This is a genomic window from Streptomyces sp. NPDC048419, from assembly GCF_043200415.1.
GTDB lineage: Bacteria > Actinomycetota > Actinomycetes > Streptomycetales > Streptomycetaceae > Streptomyces.
This window is the reverse complement of record NZ_JBICXT010000002.1, coordinates 407776-427225: the sequence shown is the minus strand read 5'-3', so window position 1 is coordinate 427225 and position 19450 is coordinate 407776. Positions and strand designations below refer to the sequence as shown.

15 protein-coding genes are annotated in these 19450 nt (G+C 70.8%); 11 read left to right on the top strand and 4 right to left on the bottom strand.

Annotated elements, in window-relative coordinates; all coding sequences use genetic code 11:
* Window positions 1–56 precede the first annotated feature (56 nt).
* The 4 genes from ACGFYN_RS05895 to ACGFYN_RS05880 all read left to right on the top strand — a co-directional run bounded on the left by ACGFYN_RS05895 (window position 57) and on the right by ACGFYN_RS05880 (window position 3372).
* Window positions 57–977: a sugar phosphate isomerase/epimerase family protein gene (locus ACGFYN_RS05895; protein WP_393864510.1), complete on the top strand. Its 921-nt coding sequence runs from the start codon at window positions 57–59 to the stop codon at window positions 975–977.
* A gap of 141 nt (window positions 978–1118) precedes the next feature.
* Window positions 1119–2090 (top strand): helix-turn-helix domain-containing protein, encoded by a 972-nt coding sequence (locus ACGFYN_RS05890; protein ID WP_393864509.1) that lies wholly within the window; start codon window positions 1119–1121, stop codon window positions 2088–2090.
* Between the two features lie 425 nt (window positions 2091–2515).
* On the top strand, window positions 2516–2725 hold the full coding sequence (locus ACGFYN_RS05885; RefSeq protein ID WP_393864508.1) for a helix-turn-helix transcriptional regulator: 210 nt from the start codon (window positions 2516–2518) through the stop codon (window positions 2723–2725).
* 83 nt (window positions 2726–2808) lie between these two features.
* Window positions 2809–3372, top strand: a complete 564-nt coding sequence (locus ACGFYN_RS05880; protein ID WP_393864507.1) for a GNAT family N-acetyltransferase — start codon at window positions 2809–2811, stop codon at window positions 3370–3372.
* Here the strand turns inward: ACGFYN_RS05880 and ACGFYN_RS05875 are convergent.
* Together ACGFYN_RS05875 and ACGFYN_RS05870 are read right to left on the bottom strand one after the other, a co-directional pair.
* Window positions 3353–4396 (bottom strand): zinc-dependent alcohol dehydrogenase family protein, encoded by a 1044-nt coding sequence (locus ACGFYN_RS05875; RefSeq protein WP_393864506.1) that lies wholly within the window; start codon window positions 4394–4396, stop codon window positions 3353–3355. The genes ACGFYN_RS05880 and ACGFYN_RS05875 overlap by 20 nt on opposite strands.
* Window positions 4347–6641, bottom strand: coding sequence for an MMPL family transporter (locus tag ACGFYN_RS05870; RefSeq protein WP_393864505.1), 2295 nt, complete (start codon window positions 6639–6641; stop codon window positions 4347–4349). The genes ACGFYN_RS05875 and ACGFYN_RS05870 overlap by 50 nt, the downstream gene beginning before the upstream one ends.
* Before the next feature lie 125 nt (window positions 6642–6766).
* On the opposite strand from ACGFYN_RS05870, the gene ACGFYN_RS05865 reads away from it, so the two are divergent.
* The 3 genes from ACGFYN_RS05865 to ACGFYN_RS05855 all read left to right on the top strand — a co-directional run bounded on the left by ACGFYN_RS05865 (window position 6767) and on the right by ACGFYN_RS05855 (window position 10112).
* Entirely contained in the window at window positions 6767–7453 is a 687-nt protein-coding gene (locus ACGFYN_RS05865) for a TetR/AcrR family transcriptional regulator (RefSeq protein WP_393864504.1), read from the top strand.
* A 137-nt stretch (window positions 7454–7590) separates the two neighbouring features.
* Window positions 7591–7830 carry a heavy-metal-associated domain-containing protein gene (locus tag ACGFYN_RS05860; protein ID WP_393864503.1) on the top strand — a complete coding sequence of 80 codons (240 nt, stop codon included), beginning with the start codon at window positions 7591–7593 and terminating at the stop codon, window positions 7828–7830.
* A gap of 20 nt (window positions 7831–7850) precedes the next feature.
* A complete protein-coding gene (locus tag ACGFYN_RS05855; RefSeq protein ID WP_393864502.1) occupies window positions 7851–10112 on the top strand; it encodes a heavy metal translocating P-type ATPase in 2262 nt (753 codons plus the stop codon).
* Between the two features lie 584 nt (window positions 10113–10696).
* On the opposite strand, the gene ACGFYN_RS05850 is transcribed toward ACGFYN_RS05855, so the two are convergent.
* Both ACGFYN_RS05850 and ACGFYN_RS05845 read right to left on the bottom strand, forming a co-directional pair.
* The gene (locus ACGFYN_RS05850) at window positions 10697–11986 is read right to left on the bottom strand and encodes a citrate synthase (protein WP_393864501.1); all 1290 of its coding nucleotides are present in this window, start codon (window positions 11984–11986) and stop codon (window positions 10697–10699) included.
* 251 nt (window positions 11987–12237) lie between these two features.
* Complete coding sequence (locus ACGFYN_RS05845; protein ID WP_393864500.1) at window positions 12238–14502, bottom strand: ATP-dependent RecD-like DNA helicase; 2265 nt, start codon at window positions 14500–14502, stop codon at window positions 12238–12240.
* 90 nt (window positions 14503–14592) lie between these two features.
* Between ACGFYN_RS05845 and ACGFYN_RS05840 the strand changes: the two genes are divergently transcribed.
* The 4 genes from ACGFYN_RS05840 (at window position 14593) to ACGFYN_RS05825 (ending at window position 19419) form a co-directional block, all read left to right on the top strand.
* Window positions 14593–14796: a hypothetical protein gene (locus ACGFYN_RS05840; protein ID WP_393864499.1), complete on the top strand. Its 204-nt coding sequence runs from the start codon at window positions 14593–14595 to the stop codon at window positions 14794–14796.
* 141 nt (window positions 14797–14937) lie between these two features.
* Window positions 14938–15966 carry a LacI family DNA-binding transcriptional regulator gene (locus ACGFYN_RS05835; protein ID WP_393864498.1) on the top strand — a complete coding sequence of 343 codons (1029 nt, stop codon included), beginning with the start codon at window positions 14938–14940 and terminating at the stop codon, window positions 15964–15966.
* Window positions 15963–17483, top strand: coding sequence for a sugar ABC transporter ATP-binding protein (locus ACGFYN_RS05830; protein ID WP_393864497.1), 1521 nt, complete (start codon window positions 15963–15965; stop codon window positions 17481–17483). Before ACGFYN_RS05835 ends, ACGFYN_RS05830 begins: the two co-directional genes overlap by 4 nt.
* Complete coding sequence (locus ACGFYN_RS05825) at window positions 17473–19419, top strand: substrate-binding domain-containing protein (protein WP_393864496.1); 1947 nt, start codon at window positions 17473–17475, stop codon at window positions 19417–19419. Before ACGFYN_RS05830 ends, ACGFYN_RS05825 begins: the two co-directional genes overlap by 11 nt.
* The last annotated feature ends 31 nt before the right edge of the window (window positions 19420–19450 follow it).

The window sequence follows — 19450 nt, the reverse complement described above, 5'->3', positions numbered from 1 at the left end:
CCAGACATTCGGACCAGACCTTGACACCCCCTGTCGGGACCCGCACTCTGGCGGCCATGACGTCGTTGTCACCTCAATCTTCCGGTCTTTCCCGTATCCGCGTCGGTTCGGCGCCCGACTCCTGGGGCGTCTGGTTCCCGGACGATCCTCGCCAAGTGCCCTGGCAGCGCTTCCTCGACGAGGTCGCGGACTCGGGCTACGAGTGGATCGAGCTGGGGCCGTACGGGTACCTGCCGACCGATCCGGCCGTCCTCACCGAGGAGACGGCCCGCCGCGGCCTGAGGGTGTCGGCCGGCACGGTGTTCACGGGCCTGCACCACGGCGAGGCGGTGTGGGAGAAGACCTGGGCGCACGTCGCGGACAACGCGGCCCTCGCGCAGGCGATGGGAGCGTCCCACCTGGTGGTCATCCCGTCCTTCTGGCGGGACGACAAGACCGGCGAGGTGCTGGAGCCGGACACGCTGACGCCGGGGCAGTGGCGCAATCTCAACTCCCTGACGGAGCGACTGGGACGCCAGGTGCGGGAGGAGTACGGGCTGCGGATCGTGGTGCATCCGCACGCCGACACGCACATCGACAGCGAGGAGAACGTCGTACGGTTCCTCGACGGGACCGACTCCGACGTGGTCTCGCTGTGCCTGGACACGGGGCACTACGCGTACTGCGGCGGCGACAGCGTCAAGCTGATCGAGACGTACGGCGAGCGGATCGGGTACCTGCATCTCAAGCAGGTGGACCCGGAGATCCTGGCGGACGTGCGGGCCAAGGGGACACCGTTCGGGCCGGCTGTCGCGCAGGGCGTCATGTGCGAGCCCCCTGCGGGGGTGCCCGAGCTGGGGCCGGTGCTCGATGCCGCGCAGGCCCTGGGGGTGGAGTTGTTCGCGATCGTCGAGCAGGACATGTATCCGTGTGAGCCGGGGGCTCCGCTGCCCATCGCTCAGCGGACCCGGGCGTTTCTGCGGTCCTGCGGGGCGTAGCCCTCCGGGAGGAGGGCCGGGCGCCTGCTCGTCTGCTCGTCTGCCGGGTTCCGTGCGTGCGCGAGTGCGGGTCGTCTGTGGCCGATCGCGCGGTTCCCCGCGCCCCTGGCGGCACTGCAGGCGACGTAGGACCATGTGCCGATGGCGGCTGGAGTGTTGGTCCGGACCGGGTCCGGGCCCTGGGGTTCCTGGGAGACCGTGCCGGCGCGGCCGCATCCTCGGCTGCGGCCCGGGGTGATCAGTTATCGCGGGGTGCGGCTGGCGCTGGACCGGCCGCGGCGGCGGCTGGAGGCACCGATCGGGGCGGCGACGCTGCTGCTCGGCTTCGAGGAACCGATCCGCATCACACGCGCGGGGCGGCCCCCGGCGACGCTCGTCTCGGTGTTCTCCGGGCCGACGACCACACCGGCCGTCGGCGAGCACGGCGGGCGGCTGTCCGGAGTCGAGGTGCTGCTCATGCCGTGGGCGGCGTTCACGCTGTTCGGCACCCCGCAGTACGAGCTCGCCGACCGCACCGTCGACCCCGACGAGCTGCCGCACGTCCTCGGCACCGGCAAGGACGGCGGTCGGCGGCGCAGCATCGGCGAGCTGTCCGCCGCACTGGCCGCGCTGCCCACCTGGCAGGCCCGTTTCGGGCTGCTGGACGACGAGTTGACGCGCTGGTCGCAGGCCGGGACGCCGAGTTCCGCAAAGGTCGTACGGGCCTGGTCGGAACTGGTGCGGACCTGGGGCTCGGTGCCGGTACGGCTGCTGGCCGACGAGGTCGGCTGGAGCGTACGGCACCTGGAGAACCGCTTCCGGGAGCAGATCGGGCTCGGACCGAAGGTCGCCGCCCGGGTGCTGCGGCTGCAGCGGGCCCGGCGGCTGCTGGCGCAGGGACACGGGCAGGCGGAGACCGCGGCGATCTGCGGTTTCTACGACCAAGCCCATCTGAGCGGGGAGTTCAGGGCGATGACGGGGTGCACGCCCCGCGAGTTCACCATGGCGCGGGTGGTCCCGCCCGTGACGCAGCCCGTGGTGCCGGCCGCCGACCGGATGACCGGCGAGGCGACGAGCCTGTTGCTCACATCCGCACGAAGTGCGCTTTTTTCCAAGACCGGCAGGGTCCGCTGAATGCACGCTGATCTTCCGGCCGGTGATCCCGGGGGGAGGTCACCGACCGCCCGTCCCCGGGGGCGACGGCACGTCCTCGGGAACGGAAACCGGGGGAGCCGGTGGGCCGGGCCCGGCGCAGCGGGTCCGGCCCACCCTGCCTGAGCACCCGGCGGCGTCAACGCGTCATTGCCAGGCCGCCGTTGTCAACGTGCCGCGCCTTCGAGCCCGCGCACGCCTTTGCAGCACTCGTGTCACAAACGCCCCCCTCGTGTCACACATGTCCCGTGTACGCGGGTCCTGCGTCACACCCGCCCCACAGGCCCTGCCCTGCCTCCACGCACCTCGTTGACGAGGCACAGGCTTTGTGATCGCCAGCGCAGCGCCCGGCTCCCCCGACGGCCGCCCCCGGCCGACCCCGCGGCGCGCGCAGGGAGGTGCTACCCATGACCGACCGAAGGCTCTGGTCGTACAAGGAGATCGCCGCGCACATCAAGGTGCAGCCGGACACCGTGCGGTCCTACCGCAAGCACGGGCTGCTGCCCCCGCCCGACCACGTCGAGAGCGGAAAGCCGTTCTGGTTCGCCGACACGGTCCGCGCCTGGGTCGCCTCAAGGCCCGGCAACCGGGGCCGCAGAGAGGACGAGACGTCCTGAAACCTGGCTCTCTGCCCGCCTGCCCCTCCGGCCTTCCGGAAAAGCACCTGTGCCCCACCCTGCGCGTGGGGCACGGTTGTTCCATGAGTTTCTCCGTCAAGCCCGTTCTCACCGGCGCCAAGACCGTACTGCGGCCGTTCACGGAAGCCGACGCCGACACCATGTGGAAGATCATCGAGGACCCCGACGTCGTCCGCTTCACCGGCGAACCCTCGCGCGAGCTCACCGTGGAGCACGTCCGGTCCTGGTACGGCTCCCGGACCGCACAGCCCGACCGCCTCGACCTCGCCGTCACCGACCGTGCCACCGGCGAACTCGTCGGCGAGGTCGTCCTGTACGAATGGGATCCGGAGGCCCTCAGCTGCACCTTCCGCACCCTGATCGGCCCGCGTGGCCGCGACCGCGGCCTCGGTACCGAGGCCACCCGGCTCATCGTCGGCCACGCCTTCGAGCAACTCGGCCTGCACCGCATCCAGCTGGAGGCCTACGGCCACAACCACCGGGCCCTGCGCGTGTACGAGAAGGCCGGATTCACCGTCGAAGGGGTCCGTCGTGAAGCCGAGTTGCGGGACGGCGAGTGGGTCGACGAGGTGATCATGGGCATCCTCGACCGGGACTGGGCCGCCCTCAACTCCACGGCTCGATGACCGTCACCCCCGCTCCCGGCGCCGTCCCCATCGCCGCCAGCGCCGCGGGCGTCGCGTCCAGGGTGATGGCCGAGGTCACCAGCAGATCGGGGCGGAGCACACCCGCCCGCACCAGCTCCAGCATCGGCGGGTAGGTGTGCGCGGCCATCCCGTGGCTGCCGAGGAGTTCGAGCTCCAGGGCGATCGCGCGGGCCATCGGGACGGGGGTCGTACCGGACGGCGACGGGAGCAGACCCACCTGGACGTGGTGGCCCCGGCGGCGCAGGCCGTTCACGGACGCGGCACAGGTGACGGGCGAGCCCAGGGCGTCGAGGGACAACAGGGCGCCGCCGCCCGTCAGTTCGCGGATCGCGGCGGCCGTGTCCGGCGTCGCCGCCCCGTCCACGCACTCCGCCGCGCCGAACTTCCGCGCCAGGTCCAGGGCCTGCGGCGACACGTCCGCCGCGACCACCCGCGCCCCCGAGGCCGCCGCGATCATCACGGCGGACAGGCCCACTCCCCCGCAGCCGTGCACCGCGACCCACTCCCCCGCCGCCACCCGGCCCTGCTGCACCACCGCCCGGAACGCGGTGGCGAACCGGCAGCCCAGCGCCGCCGCCGTGGCGAACGACAGGCCCTCCGGGATCGCCACCAGGTTGACGTCGGCGTGGTCCAGCGCCACGTACTGCGCGAACGAGCCCCAGTGGGTGAACCCGGGCTGCGTCTGCCGCTCGCACACCTGCTGGTCCCCTGCGGCGCATGCCCCGCAGGATCCACAGGCGCAGACGAAGGGGACGGTGACGCGCTCACCGGGTCGCCAGTTACGCACGCCGGCGCCGACCGCCTCCACCACACCGGCCAGTTCATGCCCGGGTACGTGAGGGAGCGTGATGTCGGGGTCGTGGCCCTGCCAGCCGTGCCAGTCGCTGCGGCACAGGCCGGTGGCTTCTACGCGTACGACCACTCCGTGGTGGGCCGGCCGAGGGTCGGGCACCTCACGTACGTCGAGCCGGCTCCCGTACTGCTCGAACACCACTGCCCGCATCTGCACTCCCGTCGCCGCCTTCGTCTGCGGGTCCATCGTGGCTGGTCGCGTTGTCCCCCGCGCCCCTGGGGGAGTTGCGTTCATCGCCTGATTCGCTGAGACCGAACCGTTCGTGCAGTCTCCGCAACGGTCCGGGCGCCCACCAGGTGGCCCTGCCCGTCAGCTTCATCACGGCCGGGACCAGCAGGCTCCGTACGATCATCGCGTCCATCAGGACCGCCAGGGCGATGCCCAGCCCGAGCATCTTGGTGTTGGTCACGCGCGAGGTGCCTATCGCGACCATCACCACGGCCAGGATCACCGCCGCAGCCGTGATCAGCCCGCCCGTGCGCTGGAGACCGTGCCGGACCGAGGTGTTGTGGTCGCCCGTCCTGTCGTACTCCTCCTTGATGCGGGAGAGCAGGAAGACGCCGTAGTCCATGGAGAGGCCGAAGGCCACGCAGAACATCAGGACCGGCAGTGTGGTCTCGATGGAGCCGGGGCTGGTGAAGCCGAGCAGGCCGGAGAGATGGCCGTCCTGGAAGACCCAGACCACCGCGCCGAACATGGCGCTCAGGCTGAGGGCGTTGAGCAGCACCGCCTGGACCGGGATCAGCACGCTGCCCGTCAGCAGGAAGACCAGGAGCAGGGTGACCACGGCGATGAAGACGGCCGCCCAGGGCAGGCGCTCGGCTATCGCGTGCTTGGAGTCGACCAGGACGGCCGCCGTGCCGGTCACCTTGGTGTCGAAGGGGGCGTCGGCGGTGCGCAGTTCGCCCACCAGGCGCTGGGCCGTGTCGTCGACGGCCTCGCCCTTCGGCTGCACGGTGAAGTACGCCGAGCGCCCCTTCACCAGCGGGCCGTCGACCCGCAGCGCACCGGGCAGGCCCGCCAGGCGCTCCTTGTAGGCCGCGTACTGGGCCGGTGTCGCCGTCCCCTGCGCGAGCACCTCCAGTGCGCCGCCGGGGCTGCCCGGGAAGCCGTCGCGGATGTGCTGCTGCACGACGTGGGACTCGGCGCCCGAGGGCAGCTGGCGGTCGTCCGCGGTGCCGAACTTCACGCCCAGGAACGGCAGTCCGAGGACGATGAGGACGGCGGTGGTCGCCACGGCGAAGAGCGGGGCCCGGCGCATGACCAGCGTCGCCGCCCGCGCCCAGGCCGTGCCCTCCTCGCCGGAGGTCCGCGCCGGGCGCCCACGCCGCAGCACACGCCGCAGGTCCAAGGCGTTGACCCGGTGTCCCAGCAGGACCAGGGCCGCCGGGAGCAGGATCAGCGCGGCCGCGGCGGCCAGCAGCACCACGGCGATGCCGGCGTAGGCGAAGGACCGCAGGAAGTACTGCGGGAAGAGCAGCATCGCGGCAAGGGAGACGGCCACCGTGAGCGCCGAGAAGAGGACCGTGCGCCCGGCGGTGCGCAGGGTGGTCGCCACGGCCGGCAGCGGTTCGGCGCCGGTGGACAGCTCCTCACGGAAGCGCCGGACGATGAACAGGGCGTAGTCGATGGCGAGTCCGAGGCCGAGGGCCGTCGTGAGGTTCAGCGCGAAGACGGAGACGTCGGTGAACTCCGTCAGCCCGCGCAGCACCGCGTTCGTCCCCAGGATCGCGACGATGCCGATGCCCAGCGGCAGCAGGGCGGCGACGGCGCTGCCGAAGACCATGACCAGCAGCACGAGCGTCACCGGCAGGGCGATCAGCTCGGCGCGGGTCAGGTCCTCCTTGATGGTCGTCTGCATCTCGTGCCGCACCGCCACGATGCCGCCGACCTTGACCTCGACCGGGCCGTGGGCGCCGCGGAAGGAGGGCGCGATGCGGTCCAGGGTCTTGCCCATCGCGTTCTCGTCGCCCGTGATGTGCGCGGCGATCAGCGCTTCGTGGCCGTCCTTGGAGCGCAGGGACGGTGCCGTCGAGGCGTCCGCCTGCCAGTAGGAGCCGATGCCTATGACGCCCTTCTCACCCGCCAGGCGCTCGGTGAGGCGCCGGGCCTCGGCGGCCACCGCCGGGTCGTCCACCGACGAGCGGCCGGAGTCGAGGAGCAGCATGAGGTTGGGCTGCGAGGCGGGGAACTCCCGCTCCAGCGCCTTGGTCGCATACGTCGACTGGGCGTCCGGGTCCTCCCAGCCGCCGCTGCCCAGGCGGTCGGCGACCCCGCTGCCGGCCAGCACGGCCAGAGCGGTGATCACCAGGGCGACGAGCAGCGACAACCGCGGGCGGGCGGTGACGAAGCGGGTCCAGCCGCCCAGGTGTGGTGGCTTGTTGACTTCGGTCATCGTGCGGTGTCCCCTTCACCGAGGAAAAACCTTAGACTGAAAACACGAGAGATCACTCGCGTTTCTCCAGAATGCGAGCGACCGCTCGCGTTTGTCAACGGCGTACGGAGATCTGGGGATAACGCGTGCCCGACAACTCACCGAAGGACAACGCGCAGAAGGACGGCCCGCAGCAGCCGCGCCGCCGCCAGGCCCGGGGCGAGCGCCGCATCGTCCAGCTCCTCGAGGCCGCGGCCTCGGTCTTCTGCACCACGGGCTACACGGCCGCCAGCACCAACGCGATCGCCCGCGAGGCGGGCGTCTCACCCGGCACGCTCTACCAGTTCTTCCCGAACAAGGAAGCGATCGCGATCGAGCTGGGCGACCGGCTGATGCACGAGATGCGCGAGGCGTACGGGGAAGCGCTCGCACCGGTCGACCCCGCGACCCCGCTGGAGCAGGCGGTCGGCGCCGCCGTCGACCGGTTCATCGCCTTCAACTGCGACCACCCGGTGTTCTTCGCGCTGATGCACGGCCCCGACATCCCGGGCCGGATCGCCGAGGAGCACGACGCCCTGCACGCGACGCTGATCTCCCGGGTCGAGGACCTGCTCCTCTCGCTGCTGCCGGACGCCCGGCCGGCCGACGTCACGCGGACCGCGCACGTCTGCCTCGGGATGTACAAGGCGGGCCTGGAGCTGGTCCTCGCCCATGAGGGCGCCGAGCGCGACGCATACATCGAGGAGATCAAGAAGGTCCTGATCGGCTACCTCGGCCCCCTGGTCGGCGACCGGCTCGGCACCACGGAGACCGCGACCGCCCGGACCGTCTGACCCCTCACCCGCCCGCCCCGACGCACGGGCGTCACGATGGAAAAGTACCCCCTAGGGGTATACTCTCGCAGTAGTGGGCCCCCCGTGAGCCCCCGTACGTCCCGCAAAGCCGCACAAGCCTCGACGAGGAGAACGACATGACCGCCCAGACCGACACCCCGGGTACCGTCACCGCCGTCTACAAGGTGAGCGGGATGAGCTGCGGCCACTGCGAGGGCGCCGTCTCCGGCGAGATCTCCGAACTCCCCGGTGTCACCTCCGTGACGGCCGTCGCCGCGTCCGGCGAGGTCACCGTCGTCTCCGCGGCCCCGCTCGACGAGGCCGCCGTACGCGCGGCGGTCGACGAGGCCGGCTTCGAACTCACCGGCCAGGTCTGACCGCAAGCCGGGTACCCCAGATGACCAGCACCACCGCAGAGACACCGGCACCGATACGCACGACCGCGGACGCCTCCGAGGTCGAGCTGCTCATCGGCGGGATGACCTGCGCCTCCTGCGCGGCCCGCGTCGAGAAGAAGCTCAACCGCATGGACGGCGTCACCGCCACGGTGAACTACGCGACGGAGAAGGCGCGGATCACCTTCCCCGCGGGCACCGAGGTCCAAGACCTGATCGCCACCGTGGTCAAGACGGGGTACACGGCCGAGGAGCCGCCCCCGCCGCGGCCGGAGCCCGCCGCCGAGCAGGAGACCCCGGAAGACCCCGAACTGGCCTCCTCCCGCAGGCGGTTCACGGTCTCCGCCCTGCTCGCGCTGCCCGTGGTGCTGCTGTCGATGGTCCCCGCCTTCCAGTTCGACGACTGGCAGTGGCTTGCGCTCACCCTCGCCGCGCCGGTCGTCGTCTGGGGCGGGCTGCCCTTCCACCGGGCGGCCTGGACGAACGCCCGGCACGGCGCGGCCACCATGGACACGCTGGTCTCCGTCGGCACGCTGGCGGCGTTCGGCTGGTCGCTGTGGGCGCTGTTCCTCGGCGACGCGGGCATGCCCGGTATGCGCGACGAGTTCAGCTTCACCGTCTCCCGAACGGACGGGGCCTCCACGATCTACCTCGAGGTCGCCGCCGGAGTCGTCGCCTTCATCCTGCTCGGCCGCTATCTGGAGGCGCGCTCCAAGCGGCGGGCCGGAGCGGCGCTGCGGGCGCTGATGGAGCTGGGCGCCAAGGACGTGGCCGTACTGCGCGACGGCCGTGAGATCCGTGTCCCCGTGTCCGGGCTGGTCGTCGGGGACCGTTTCGTCGTACGGCCCGGGGAGAAGATCGCGACCGACGGCACCGTCGTGGAGGGCACGTCCGCCGTGGACGCCTCGATGCTGACCGGTGAGTCGGTGCCGGTGGACGTGACCACGGGCGACACCGTCACCGGGGCCACGGTGAACGCCGGGGGCCGGCTCGTCGTCGAGGCCACGCGCGTGGGTACCGACACACAGCTCGCGCGGATGGCGAAGCTGGTGGAGGACGCGCAGAACGGCAAGGCCGAGGTGCAGCGGCTCGCCGACCGGATCTCGGCGGTCTTCGTCCCGGTCGTCATGCTCGTCGCGGTCGCGACGTTCGGCGGCTGGCTCGGCGCCACCGGCGACGCGGTGGCCGCGTTCACCGCCGCCGTCGCGGTCCTGATCATCGCCTGCCCGTGCGCGCTGGGCCTTGCGACGCCCACCGCGCTGATGGTGGGCACGGGGCGCGGCGCCCAACTCGGCATCCTCATCAAGGGTCCCGAGGTCCTGGAGTCCACGCGCCGCGTCGACACGGTCGTGCTCGACAAGACCGGCACGGTCACCACCGGCCGGATGACCCTCCACGAGGTGTACGCCGCCGAAGGCACCGATGAGAGGGAGGTGCTGCGGTTCGCGGGCGCCGTCGAGCACGCCTCCGAGCATCCCGTGGCCCGCGCGATCGCCGTGGGCGCCGCCGAGCGTGCCGGACGGCTCCCGGAGGTCGAGGAGTTCGAGAACGTGCCCGGTCGGGGCGTACGCGGGCGTGTGGAGGGCCGCGAGGTGTCCGTGGGGCGGCTCGCCGAGTACGCCGGGGAGCTGTCCGCGGAACTGGCCCACGTGAAGGCCGAGGCCGAGCGGGGCGGACGTACGGCCGTGGTGGTCGGCTGGGACGGCGTGGCACGCGGTGTCGTCGCCGTCGCCGACGCGGTCAAGGAGACCAGCGCCGAGGCGGTGCGCGCGCTGCGCGCGCTGGGGCTCACGCCGGTGCTGCTGACCGGGGACAACCGGGCGGTGGCCGAGGCGGTGGCCCACTCGGTCGGCATCGAGCAGGTGATCGCCGAGGTGCTGCCCGAGGAGAAGGTCGAGGCCGTACGGCGGCTGCGGGCCGAGGGCCGTCGGGTCGCGATGGTCGGCGACGGCGTCAACGACGCGGCCGCGCTGGCCACCGCCGATCTGGGGCTGGCGATGGGGACGGGGACGGACGCGGCGATCGAGGCCGGCGATCTGACGCTGGTACGCGGGGATCTGCGGGTGGCCGCGGACGCGATCCGGCTCTCCCGCAGGACGCTGTCCACGATCAGGGGCAATCTCGTATGGGCCTTCGGGTACAACGTGGCGGCGCTGCCGCTGGCCGCCGCCGGGCTGCTGAACCCGATGATCGCGGGGGCCGCGATGGCCTTCTCGTCGGTGTTCGTGGTGACGAACAGCCTCCGCCTGCGGACGTTCTACTGAACTGCGGCAAAGTTACCGGCGGTTAGGCGAACTCGGAGCAAGAGCACCTCTGGAGTCCGGGGCCAGGCTCACATAAGCTCTTCACAAGGCTCGCGCATCATCCTTACGCTTGGGTCCCGATCGGCGTATCGGGGCTCTTGCGCATCTAACGGACATATGCAAGAGACGCAGATCACAGTGATGTGAACGTAACCATTGAAGGGGTACGAAGGTCTAAGTTGACGATGTCAGGCAGCGTCTTGGGGGGCGTTTCCTGGCATCTGGGGATGTCTTGGGGGACTTCCTCAGAGGCGCGTTGCCGGGGCACGTACACCGGGGAGCTTTGAGCGGCCCTCCCGAGCGTGCTTGTCCCGGCAGACCGCACACAACAGCGATTCAGGCGCTGTCCTCACATACGCCCGGCCGGATCCCGTGGGGGGAATCCGCACCGGGACATGGGAAGGCGCCCTGGACCGTCGGCCCGTGGGGGGACCGGCGCCAGGGCGCCTTCTGTTTGCCTGTTCGCCGCCGGCGGGCGGCACTGCGGAGGGAACACCTCGGCGGCGACGGGGCACCGGCGGACCGGCGCCCCACGACGGCAGGTGTCAGCGCTCCTCGACCGGGACGAAGTCGCGCTCGACGACGCCCGTGTAGATCTGGCGGGGGCGGCCGATGCGGGAGCCGGGCTCCTTGATCATCTCGTGCCACTGGGCGATCCAGCCGGGCAGGCGGCCGAGGGCGAACAGGACCGTGAACATCTCGGTCGGGAAGCCCATGGCGCGGTAGATCAGGCCGGTGTAGAAGTCGACGTTCGGGTAGAGGCTGCGCGAGACGAAGTAGTCGTCGGAGAGCGCGTGCTCCTCCAGCTTCAGCGCGATGTCCAGCAGCTCGTCGGACTTGCCGAGCGCGGACAGGACGTCGTGCGCCGCGGCCTTGATGATCTTCGCGCGCGGGTCGAAGTTCTTGTAGACCCGGTGGCCGAAGCCCATCAGCCGGACGCCGTCCTCCTTGTTCTTCACCTTGCGGATGAAGGAGTCGACGTCGCCGCCGCTGGTCTGGATGCCCTCGAGCATCTCCAGCACGGACTGGTTGGCACCGCCGTGCAGCGGGCCCCACAGGGCGTTGATGCCGGCGGAGATCGAGGCGAACATGTTGGCCTGCGACGAGCCCACCAGGCGGACCGTCGACGTGGAGCAGTTCTGCTCGTGGTCGGCGTGCAGGATGAGGAGCTTGTCGAGGGCGGAGACCACGACCGGGTCCAGGTCGTACTCCTGGGCCGGCACCGAGAAGGTCATGCGCAGGAAGTTCTCGACGTAGCCGAGGTCGTTGCGCGGGTAGACGAACGGGTGGCCGATCGACTTCTTGTACGCGTACGCCGCGATCGTCGGAAGCTTGGCGAGCAGGCGGATCGTGGAGAGGTTGCGCTGCCGCTCGTCGAAGGGGTTGTGGCTGTCCTGGTAGAACGTGGACAGCGCCGAGACCACCGAGGACAGCATGGCCATCGGGTGGGCGTCGCGCGGGAAGCCCTTGTAGAAGTTCTTGACGTCCTCGTGCAGCAGGGTGTGCTGCGTGATCTCGTTCTGGAACGAGGTGAGCTCGTCCACGGTCGGAAGCTCACCGTTGATCAGCAGGTAGGCGACCTCCAGGAAGGTGGAGCGCTCCGCCAGCTGCTCGATCGGGTAGCCGCGGTACCGGAGAATGCCCGCCTCGCCGTCGAGGTAGGTGACGGCGGATTTATAGGCGGCGGTGTTGCCGTAACCGCTGTCCAGCGTCACCAGACCGGTCTGGGCGCGGAGCTTCCCGATGTCGAAGCCCATGTCGCCGACGGTGCTGTCGATCACCGGGTAGGTGTACTCGCCGTCGCCGTACCGCAGTACTACAGAGTTGTCGCTCACGTCTTCCCTCACCGACGTAGTGCCTCATCTTCGAGGTTGCCCTGACTGTCTCTACCATCCCCCAATTGGCTCAGGAGAGTGCACTCGGGGTCGACCATCGGGCCTATCGGCGGCACTGAGTGCCGCCAACTTGCACATCCTGCCCCCTTGTTTCCCCATCCGGAAGTGCTCTGTGACCTTCGCGACTCATTTGATCGATCATTTTTTGTGATGCCTGCCTCGCGGAGGCACCACGGGGGTCGCAAGCGCTCTCACAGGGGTCCGGGGGAAAGCCGGAAGTCGAGCGCCGTACAGCGCCGTCCCGCGGACACCGTACGCACCGCCTGGCCGATCGCCTTGCGTGAACCGACGAGGACGACAAGCTTCTTGGCCCGGGTGACCGCCGTGTAGAGCAGATTGCGCTGAAGCATCATCCAGGCACCCGTGGTGACCGGGATCACCACTGCCGGATATTCACTCCCCTGCGAGCGGTGAATGGTCACCGCGTACGCGTGAGCCAGCTCGTCCAGTTCGTCGAATTCGTACGGAACCTCCTCGTCCTCGTCCGTCAGCACCGTCAGGCGCTGGTCGACCGGGTCGAGCGAGGTGACAACGCCGACGGTGCCGTTGAAGACACCGTTCTTGCCCTTCTCGTAATTGTTGCGAATCTGGGTGACCTTGTCGCCGACGCGGAAGACCCGGCCGCCGAACCGCTTCTCCGCAAGGTCGGGGCGGCCAGGGGTGATCGCCTGCTGGAGCAGGCCGTTGAGCGTGCCGGCGCCGGCGGGGCCGCGGTGCATGGGGGCGAGGACCTGGACGTCACGGCGCGGGTCGAGGCCGAATCTCGCCGGGATACGGCGGGAGGCCACGTCGACGGTGAGCCGACCGGCCTCCTCGGTGTCGTCCTCGACGAAAAGGAAGAAGTCCTTCATGCCGTCGGTGACGGGGTGGTGACCGGAGTTGATCCGGTGCGCGTTCGTCACCACGCCGGACTGCTGGGCCTGGCGGAACACGCGCGTGAGGCGCACGGAGGGGATCGGGCTGCCGTCGGCCAGCAGGTCGCGCAGGACCTCGCCGGCGCCCACGCTGGGCAGTTGGTCGACGTCCCCGACGAAGAGCAGGTGGGCGCCCGGCGGGACCGCCTTGACCAGCTTGTTCGCGAGCAGCAGGTCCAGCATGGAGGCCTCGTCGACGACCACCAGGTCGGCCTGGAGCGGGCGGTCCTTGTCGTACGCCGCGTCGCCGCCGGGCTTCAGCTCCAGCAGGCGGTGGACCGTCGAGGCCTCGGCGCCGGTGAGTTCGGACAGGCGCTTGGCGGCGCGGCCGGTGGGGGCCGCGAGGACGACCCTCGCCTTCTTGGCGCGGGCCAGCTCCACGACCGAGCGGACGGTGAAGGACTTGCCGCAGCCGGGGCCGCCGGTCAGCACGGCGACCTTCTTGGTCAACGCGAGCTTGACGGCGGCCTCCTGCTCAGGGGCGAGGTCCGCGCCCGTGCGGCCCTTCAGCCAGCCCAGCGCCTTGTCCCAGGTCACGTCATGGAAGCCGGGCATCCGGTCCTCGTCCGTGCGCAGGAGGCGCAACAGCTGGGCGGAGAGGGAGAGTTCGGCGCGGTGGAAGGGCACGAGGTAGACGGCCGTGACCGGGTCGCCGCCGTCCGGGCCCGGCACCTTCTCCCGTACGACCCCGGGGTCCTCGCCCGGTTCGGGCTCACTCGCGAGCTCGCCGAGGCACTCGATGACCAGGCCGGTGTCGACCTGGAGCAGCTTCACCGCGTCGGCGATCAACCTCTCCTCGGGGAGGTAGCAGTTGCCCTGGTCGGTGGCCTGCGACAGCGCGTACTGCAGGCCCGCCTTCACGCGCTCCGGGCTGTCGTGCGGGATGCCGACGGACTGGGCGATCTTGTCGGCGGTCAGGAAGCCGATGCCCCAGACGTCGGCCGCGAGGCGGTACGGCTGGTTCTTCACCACGGAGATCGAGGCGTCGCCGTACTTCTTGTAGATGCGCACGGCGATGGAGGTGGACACCTCGACGGTCTGCAGGAAGAGCATGACCTCCTTGATCGCCTTCTGTTCCTCCCAGGCGTCGGCGATCTTCTTGGTGCGCTTGGGGCCGAGCCCGGGGACCTCGACGAGGCGCTTCGGCTCCTCCTCGATGATCTGCAGGGTGTCCAGGCCGAAGTGCTGGGTGATGCGGTCGGCGAAGACCGGGCCGATGCCCTTGACCAGGCCGGAGCCGAGATAGCGCCGGATGCCCTGGACGGTGGCCGGGAGCAGGGTCGTGTAGTTCTCGACGGTGAACTGCTTGCCGTACTGCGGGTGGGAGCCCCAGCGCCCTTCCATGCGCAGGGACTCGCCGACCTGCGCCCCGAGCAGCGCGCCGACGACGGTCAGCAGGTCGGCGGCGCCGCGGCCGGTGTCGACCCGGGCGACCGTGTACCCGTTCTCCTCGTTGGCGTAGGTGATGCGCTCGAGAACACCCTCGAGCACGGCGAGCCGCCGCTCGCCCGGCTGCCCGGAGTTCCCCGCCTGATTGGACATGATCCGACGGTACCGGCCGGGTCCGACAGCGGGTCCCGGTCGCCGGCAAGGCGGTTGCCCCTCCGCCGGCGCCGGCACCGGCACCGCAGCATGCGGGCGAGCCCGCTGGGTGTGGTCGACCGCGTGGACGGGGTGGCCCTGCTCCCGCGCGAGCAGCGCGTCGAGGCCCTGCACCGGCTCCACGAGGAGATGGCCCGGATCCGCACGCAGGACGGAGCCGTCCACGGTACGGGGGCCCACGTACCCGCGAGTGACGCCTCCCGGACCGACGCTCCCGTCCCGCCGGCCCGGTGACCCCCACCCCTTCGCCCGTCGCCCCGGCCTTCATCACGATCCGGTCTCGGGGGGTTGTGCCCCGTCGTGTAATCGATTCCAATCTCTCGTGCACCATCGGTGTAATCGATTCCATGAGTTCCACAAGGAGGTGGGGCGGCGATGGCGGGTATCAAGGATGTCGCCGCCGAGGCGGGTGTGTCCGTCGCGACGGTCTCGCGCGTTCTGAACGACCATCCGTCGGTGAGCGCGGCGGCACGCGAGCGCGTGCTGGCCGCCGTCGAGGCGCTGGGCTACCGCCCGAACGCCGTCGCCCGTTCGCTGCGCACCGACCAGACCCACACCCTCGGCCTGGTCATCAGCGACGTGCTGAACCCCTACTTCACCGAACTGGCCCGCTCCGTCGAGGAGGAGGCCCGTGCACTCGGCTACAGCGTCATCATCGGCAACGCCGACGAGCGGCCCGACCTCCAGGACCACCACGTACGGAACCTGCTGGACCGCCGGATCGACGGCCTGCTCGTCTCCCCCACCGACGGCGGCTCGCCGCTGATGCTGGACGCCGCGCGCGCGGGGACGCCGATGGTCTTCGTCGACCGTTGGATCCCGGGCGTCGACGTACCGGTCGTGCGGTCGGACGGACGGGCCGCCGTACGCGACCTCGTCGCGCATCTGCACCGGCTCGGGCACCGGCGGCTCGCGATCATCGCGGGCCCCGCCGCCACCACGACCGGCCGGGAGCGGGTGGACGCCTTCCGGGAGGCGCTCGGCGCCCACGGCCTCGAACTGCCCGACGCCTACATCGGGCAGGGCGACTTCCAGGCCGCGAGCGGACGGCGGGTCACCGAGGGCTTCCTCGACCTGCCCGAGCCGCCCGAGGTCGTCTTCGCCGCCGACAACCTGATGGCGCTCGGCGCGCTGGACGCGATCCGCGCGCGTGGGCTGCGGGTGCCGCACGACATGGCACTGGCCGCCTTCGACGACATCCGCTGGTTCGTGCACACCGATCCGCCGATCACCGCGGTCGCCCAGCCCACGGGCGAGCTGGGCCGGGCCGCCGTAAGGGCCCTGGTCGACCGCATCGAGGGACGGACCCCGCGGTCCGTCACCCTCCCCGCCCGTCTCGTCGTACGCCGCTCCTGCGGCGAGGACCCCGCCGAGAACCCCGCAAGGAACAGGAGCCAGTCGTGAGCAACGCGGACGAGTTGCTGCGCATCGAGGGCATACGGAAGAGCTTCCCCGGAGTGGTCGCGCTCGACGGCGTCGACTTCGATCTGCGCCGCGGCGAGGTGCATGTGCTCCTCGGTGAGAACGGCGCGGGCAAGAGCACGCTCATCAAGATGCTCTCGGGTGCGTACACACCCGACGCCGGCCGGATCCTCGCCGGCGGCGAGGAGGTGCGCATCCATGGTGCGCAGGACTCCGAGCGCCTCGGGATCGCCACCATCTACCAGGAGTTCAACCTCGTACCGGATCTCACGGTCGCCGAGAACATCTTCCTGGGGCGCCAGCCGCGCCGCTTCGGGATGATCGACCGCAAGAGGATGGAGGCGGACGCCGAGGTCCTGCTGAAGCGGGTCGGTGTCCAGGTCTCGCCACGCGCGCGTGTGCGTGAACTCGGCATCGCGCGCCTGCAGATGGTCGAGATCGCGAAGGCGCTCAGCCTGAACGCGCGCGTGCTCATCATGGACGAGCCGACCGCCGTGCTCACCTCCGAGGAGGTCGAGAAGCTCTTCGCGATCGTGCGCACGCTGCGCGAGGACGGTGTGGGCGTCGTCTTCATCACCCACCACCTGGACGAGATCGCCGCCCTGGGCGACCGGGTCACGGTCATCCGGGACGGGAAGTCCGTCGGGCAGGTGCCCGCCGCCACCCCGGAGGACGAGCTCGTGCGCCTCATGGTGGGCCGTTCGATCGAGCAGCAGTATCCGCGTGAACGGGCCGACACCGGCGCCGCGTTGCTCACCGTCGAGGGCCTGACCCGCGACGGCGTCTTCCACGACGTCAGCTTCGAGGTGCACGCCGGAGAGGTCGTCGGGATCGCGGGACTCGTCGGGGCGGGCCGTACCGAGGTCGTCCGGGCCGTGTTCGGCGCGGACCCGTACGACAAGGGGGCCGTGAAGGTCTCCGGGTCGGCGGTGCGGCGCGGGGACGTCAACGCCGCGATGGCGGCCGGCATCGGGCTGGTGCCCGAGGACCGCAAGGGCCAGGGGCTGGTGCTGGACGCCTCGGTGGAGGAGAACCTCGGCCTGGTGACGATGCGGGCCGCCACGCGCGCGGGGCTCGTCGACCGCAGGGCGCAGCACGGAGCGGCCGAACGGATCGCGCGGCAGCTCGGTGTGCGGATGGCCGGACTCGGCCAGCACGTACGGACGTTGTCCGGCGGCAACCAGCAGAAGGTCGTCATCGGCAAGTGGCTCCTCGCCGACACCAAGGTGCTGATCCTCGACGAGCCGACGCGCGGCATCGACGTCGGCGCCAAGGTCGAGATCTACCAGCTCGTCAACGAACTCACCGCCCAGGGTGCGGCCGTCCTCATGATCTCGAGCGATCTGCCCGAGGTGCTCGGCATGAGCGACCGGGTGCTGGTGATGGCCCAGGGCCGCATCGCGGGCGAACTCGCGGCCGGCGAGGCCACGCAGGACTCCGTGATGGCACTCGCCGTAAGCAACCCCACGACCGGAACGGAGGCCAGCCGTGGCCACTGACACGCTCAAGAGCAGGGCGGGCGCCGGTGGCGCCACGAGCGGCCTGCGCCGCCTGCTGCTCGACAACGGCGCGCTCACCGCGCTGATCGTCCTCCTCATCGCCCTGTCGGCGCTGTCCGGGGACTTCCTGACGACGGACAACCTGCTCAACGTGGGCGTGCAGGCGGCCGTGACGGCCGTGCTCGCCTTCGGCGTCACCTTCGTGATCGTCTCGGCCGGCATCGACCTGTCGGTCGGCTCGGTGGCGGCCCTGTCGGCCACCGTCCTGGCCTGGAGCGCCACTTCGCACGGCATACCGGTCGTCCTGGCCGTCGTGCTCTCCGTCGTCACCGGCATCGCGGCCGGTCTCGTCAACGGCTTCCTGATCGCGTACGGCAAGCTGCCGCCGTTCATCGCGACGCTCGCCATGCTGTCGGTGGCCCGCGGTCTGTCGCTGGTGATCTCGGAGGGCTCACCGATCCCCCTTCCGGACTCGGTCTCGCACCTCGGCGACACCCTCGGCGGCTGGCTGCCCGTGCCGGTGCTGGTCATGATCGTGATGGGGCTGATCGCGGCCTTCGTGCTCGGCCGGACCTACATCGGCCGCTCCATGTACGCCATCGGCGGCAACGAGGAGGCGGCCCGCCTCTCCGGCCTCCGCGTGAAGAAGCAGAAGCTCGCGATCTACGCCTTCTCCGGTCTGTTCGCCGCGGTCGCGGGGATCGTGCTCGCCGCGCGCCTGTCCTCGGCGCAGCCGCAGGCCGCCGACGGCTACGAGCTGGACGCGATCGCCGCGGTCGTCATCGGCGGCGCCTCGCTCGCGGGCGGCACCGGCAAGGCGTCCGGCACTTTGATCGGCGCGCTGATCCTTGCGGTACTGCGCAACGGCCTCAACCTGCTGAACGTCTCCGCCTTCTGGCAGCAGGTCGTCATCGGTGTCGTCATCGCGCTGGCGGTGCTCCTGGACACCCTGCGGCGCAAGGCCGGGGCGACCCCGGTGGCCGCGGGCGCGGGCGGCAACAGGGGCAGGCAGGCGGGGACGTACGCACTCGCGGCGGTCGTGACCGTCGCGCTGGTGGGCGCGACCTCCTTCCTGCACGGCGGCTCGAACTCCACCGACCCGAAGATGGGCCTGTCGCTGTCCACCCTCAACAACCCCTTCTTCGTGCAGATCCGGGCGGGCGCCCAGGCCGAGGCGAGGAAGCTGGGCGTGGACCTGACCGTCACCGACGCCCAGAACGACGCCTCGCAGCAGGCCAACCAGCTGCAGAACTTCACCAGTTCGGGCCTCGGCGCGATCATCGTCAACCCGGTGGACTCGGACGCGGCGAGCAACTCCGTGAAGGCCGCCGACAAGGCGAAGATCCCGGTCATCGCGGTCGACCGCGGCGTCAACAAGGCGGCCGTGGACGCCCTCGTGGCCTCCGACAACGTCAAGGGCGGCGAGCTGGCGGCGAAGACGATCGCCTCGAAGCTGGGCGGCAAGGGCAAGATCGTGATCCTGCAGGGCCAGGCGGGCACGTCCGCGGCCCGCGAACGCGCGGCGGGCTTCGCGGCCGGCCTCAAGGCCTACCCGGACCTGAAGGTCGTCGCCCAGCAGCCGGCCGACTTCGACCGCACCAAGGGCCTCGACGTGATGTCGAACCTGCTCCAGGCGCACCCGGACGTCCAGGGCGTCATCGCCGCCAACGACGAGATGGCCCTCGGCGCGATCAAGGCGCTCGGTTCCAAGGCCGGCAAGTCGGTCCAGGTGGTCGGGTTCGACGGCACCCCGGACGGGCTCAAGGCGGTCGAAGGGGGCATTCTGTACGCATCTGTGGCACAACAGCCCTCGCAGCTGGGCAGGATCGCCGTGGACAACGCGCTGAAGGCCCTGCAGGGCAAGAAGGTCGAGGAGACGGTGAAGGTGCCGGTGAAGGTGGTGACGAAGGCCAACGTGGCCGGCTTCAGCGGCTGACGACGGGGAAACGGGCGGGCGGTCAGGGGGG

Coding starts and splice junctions, on each gene's coding strand:
- ACGFYN_RS05895 (WP_393864510.1), top strand. CDS start 57: ATGACGTCGTTGTCACCTCAATCTTCCGGTCTTTCCCGTATCCGCGTC.
- ACGFYN_RS05890 (WP_393864509.1), top strand. CDS start 1,119: ATGGCGGCTGGAGTGTTGGTCCGGACCGGGTCCGGGCCCTGGGGTTCC.
- ACGFYN_RS05885 (WP_393864508.1), top strand. CDS start 2,516: ATGACCGACCGAAGGCTCTGGTCGTACAAGGAGATCGCCGCGCACATC.
- ACGFYN_RS05880 (WP_393864507.1), top strand. CDS start 2,809: ATGAGTTTCTCCGTCAAGCCCGTTCTCACCGGCGCCAAGACCGTACTG.
- ACGFYN_RS05875 (WP_393864506.1), bottom strand. CDS start 4,396: ATGCGGGCAGTGGTGTTCGAGCAGTACGGGAGCCGGCTCGACGTACGT.
- ACGFYN_RS05870 (WP_393864505.1), bottom strand. CDS start 6,641: ATGACCGAAGTCAACAAGCCACCACACCTGGGCGGCTGGACCCGCTTC.
- ACGFYN_RS05860 (WP_393864503.1), top strand. CDS start 7,591: ATGACCGCCCAGACCGACACCCCGGGTACCGTCACCGCCGTCTACAAG.
- ACGFYN_RS05855 (WP_393864502.1), top strand. CDS start 7,851: ATGACCAGCACCACCGCAGAGACACCGGCACCGATACGCACGACCGCG.
- ACGFYN_RS05845 (WP_393864500.1), bottom strand. CDS start 14,502: ATGTCCAATCAGGCGGGGAACTCCGGGCAGCCGGGCGAGCGGCGGCTC.
- ACGFYN_RS05840 (WP_393864499.1), top strand. CDS start 14,593: ATGCGGGCGAGCCCGCTGGGTGTGGTCGACCGCGTGGACGGGGTGGCC.
- ACGFYN_RS05835 (WP_393864498.1), top strand. CDS start 14,938: ATGGCGGGTATCAAGGATGTCGCCGCCGAGGCGGGTGTGTCCGTCGCG.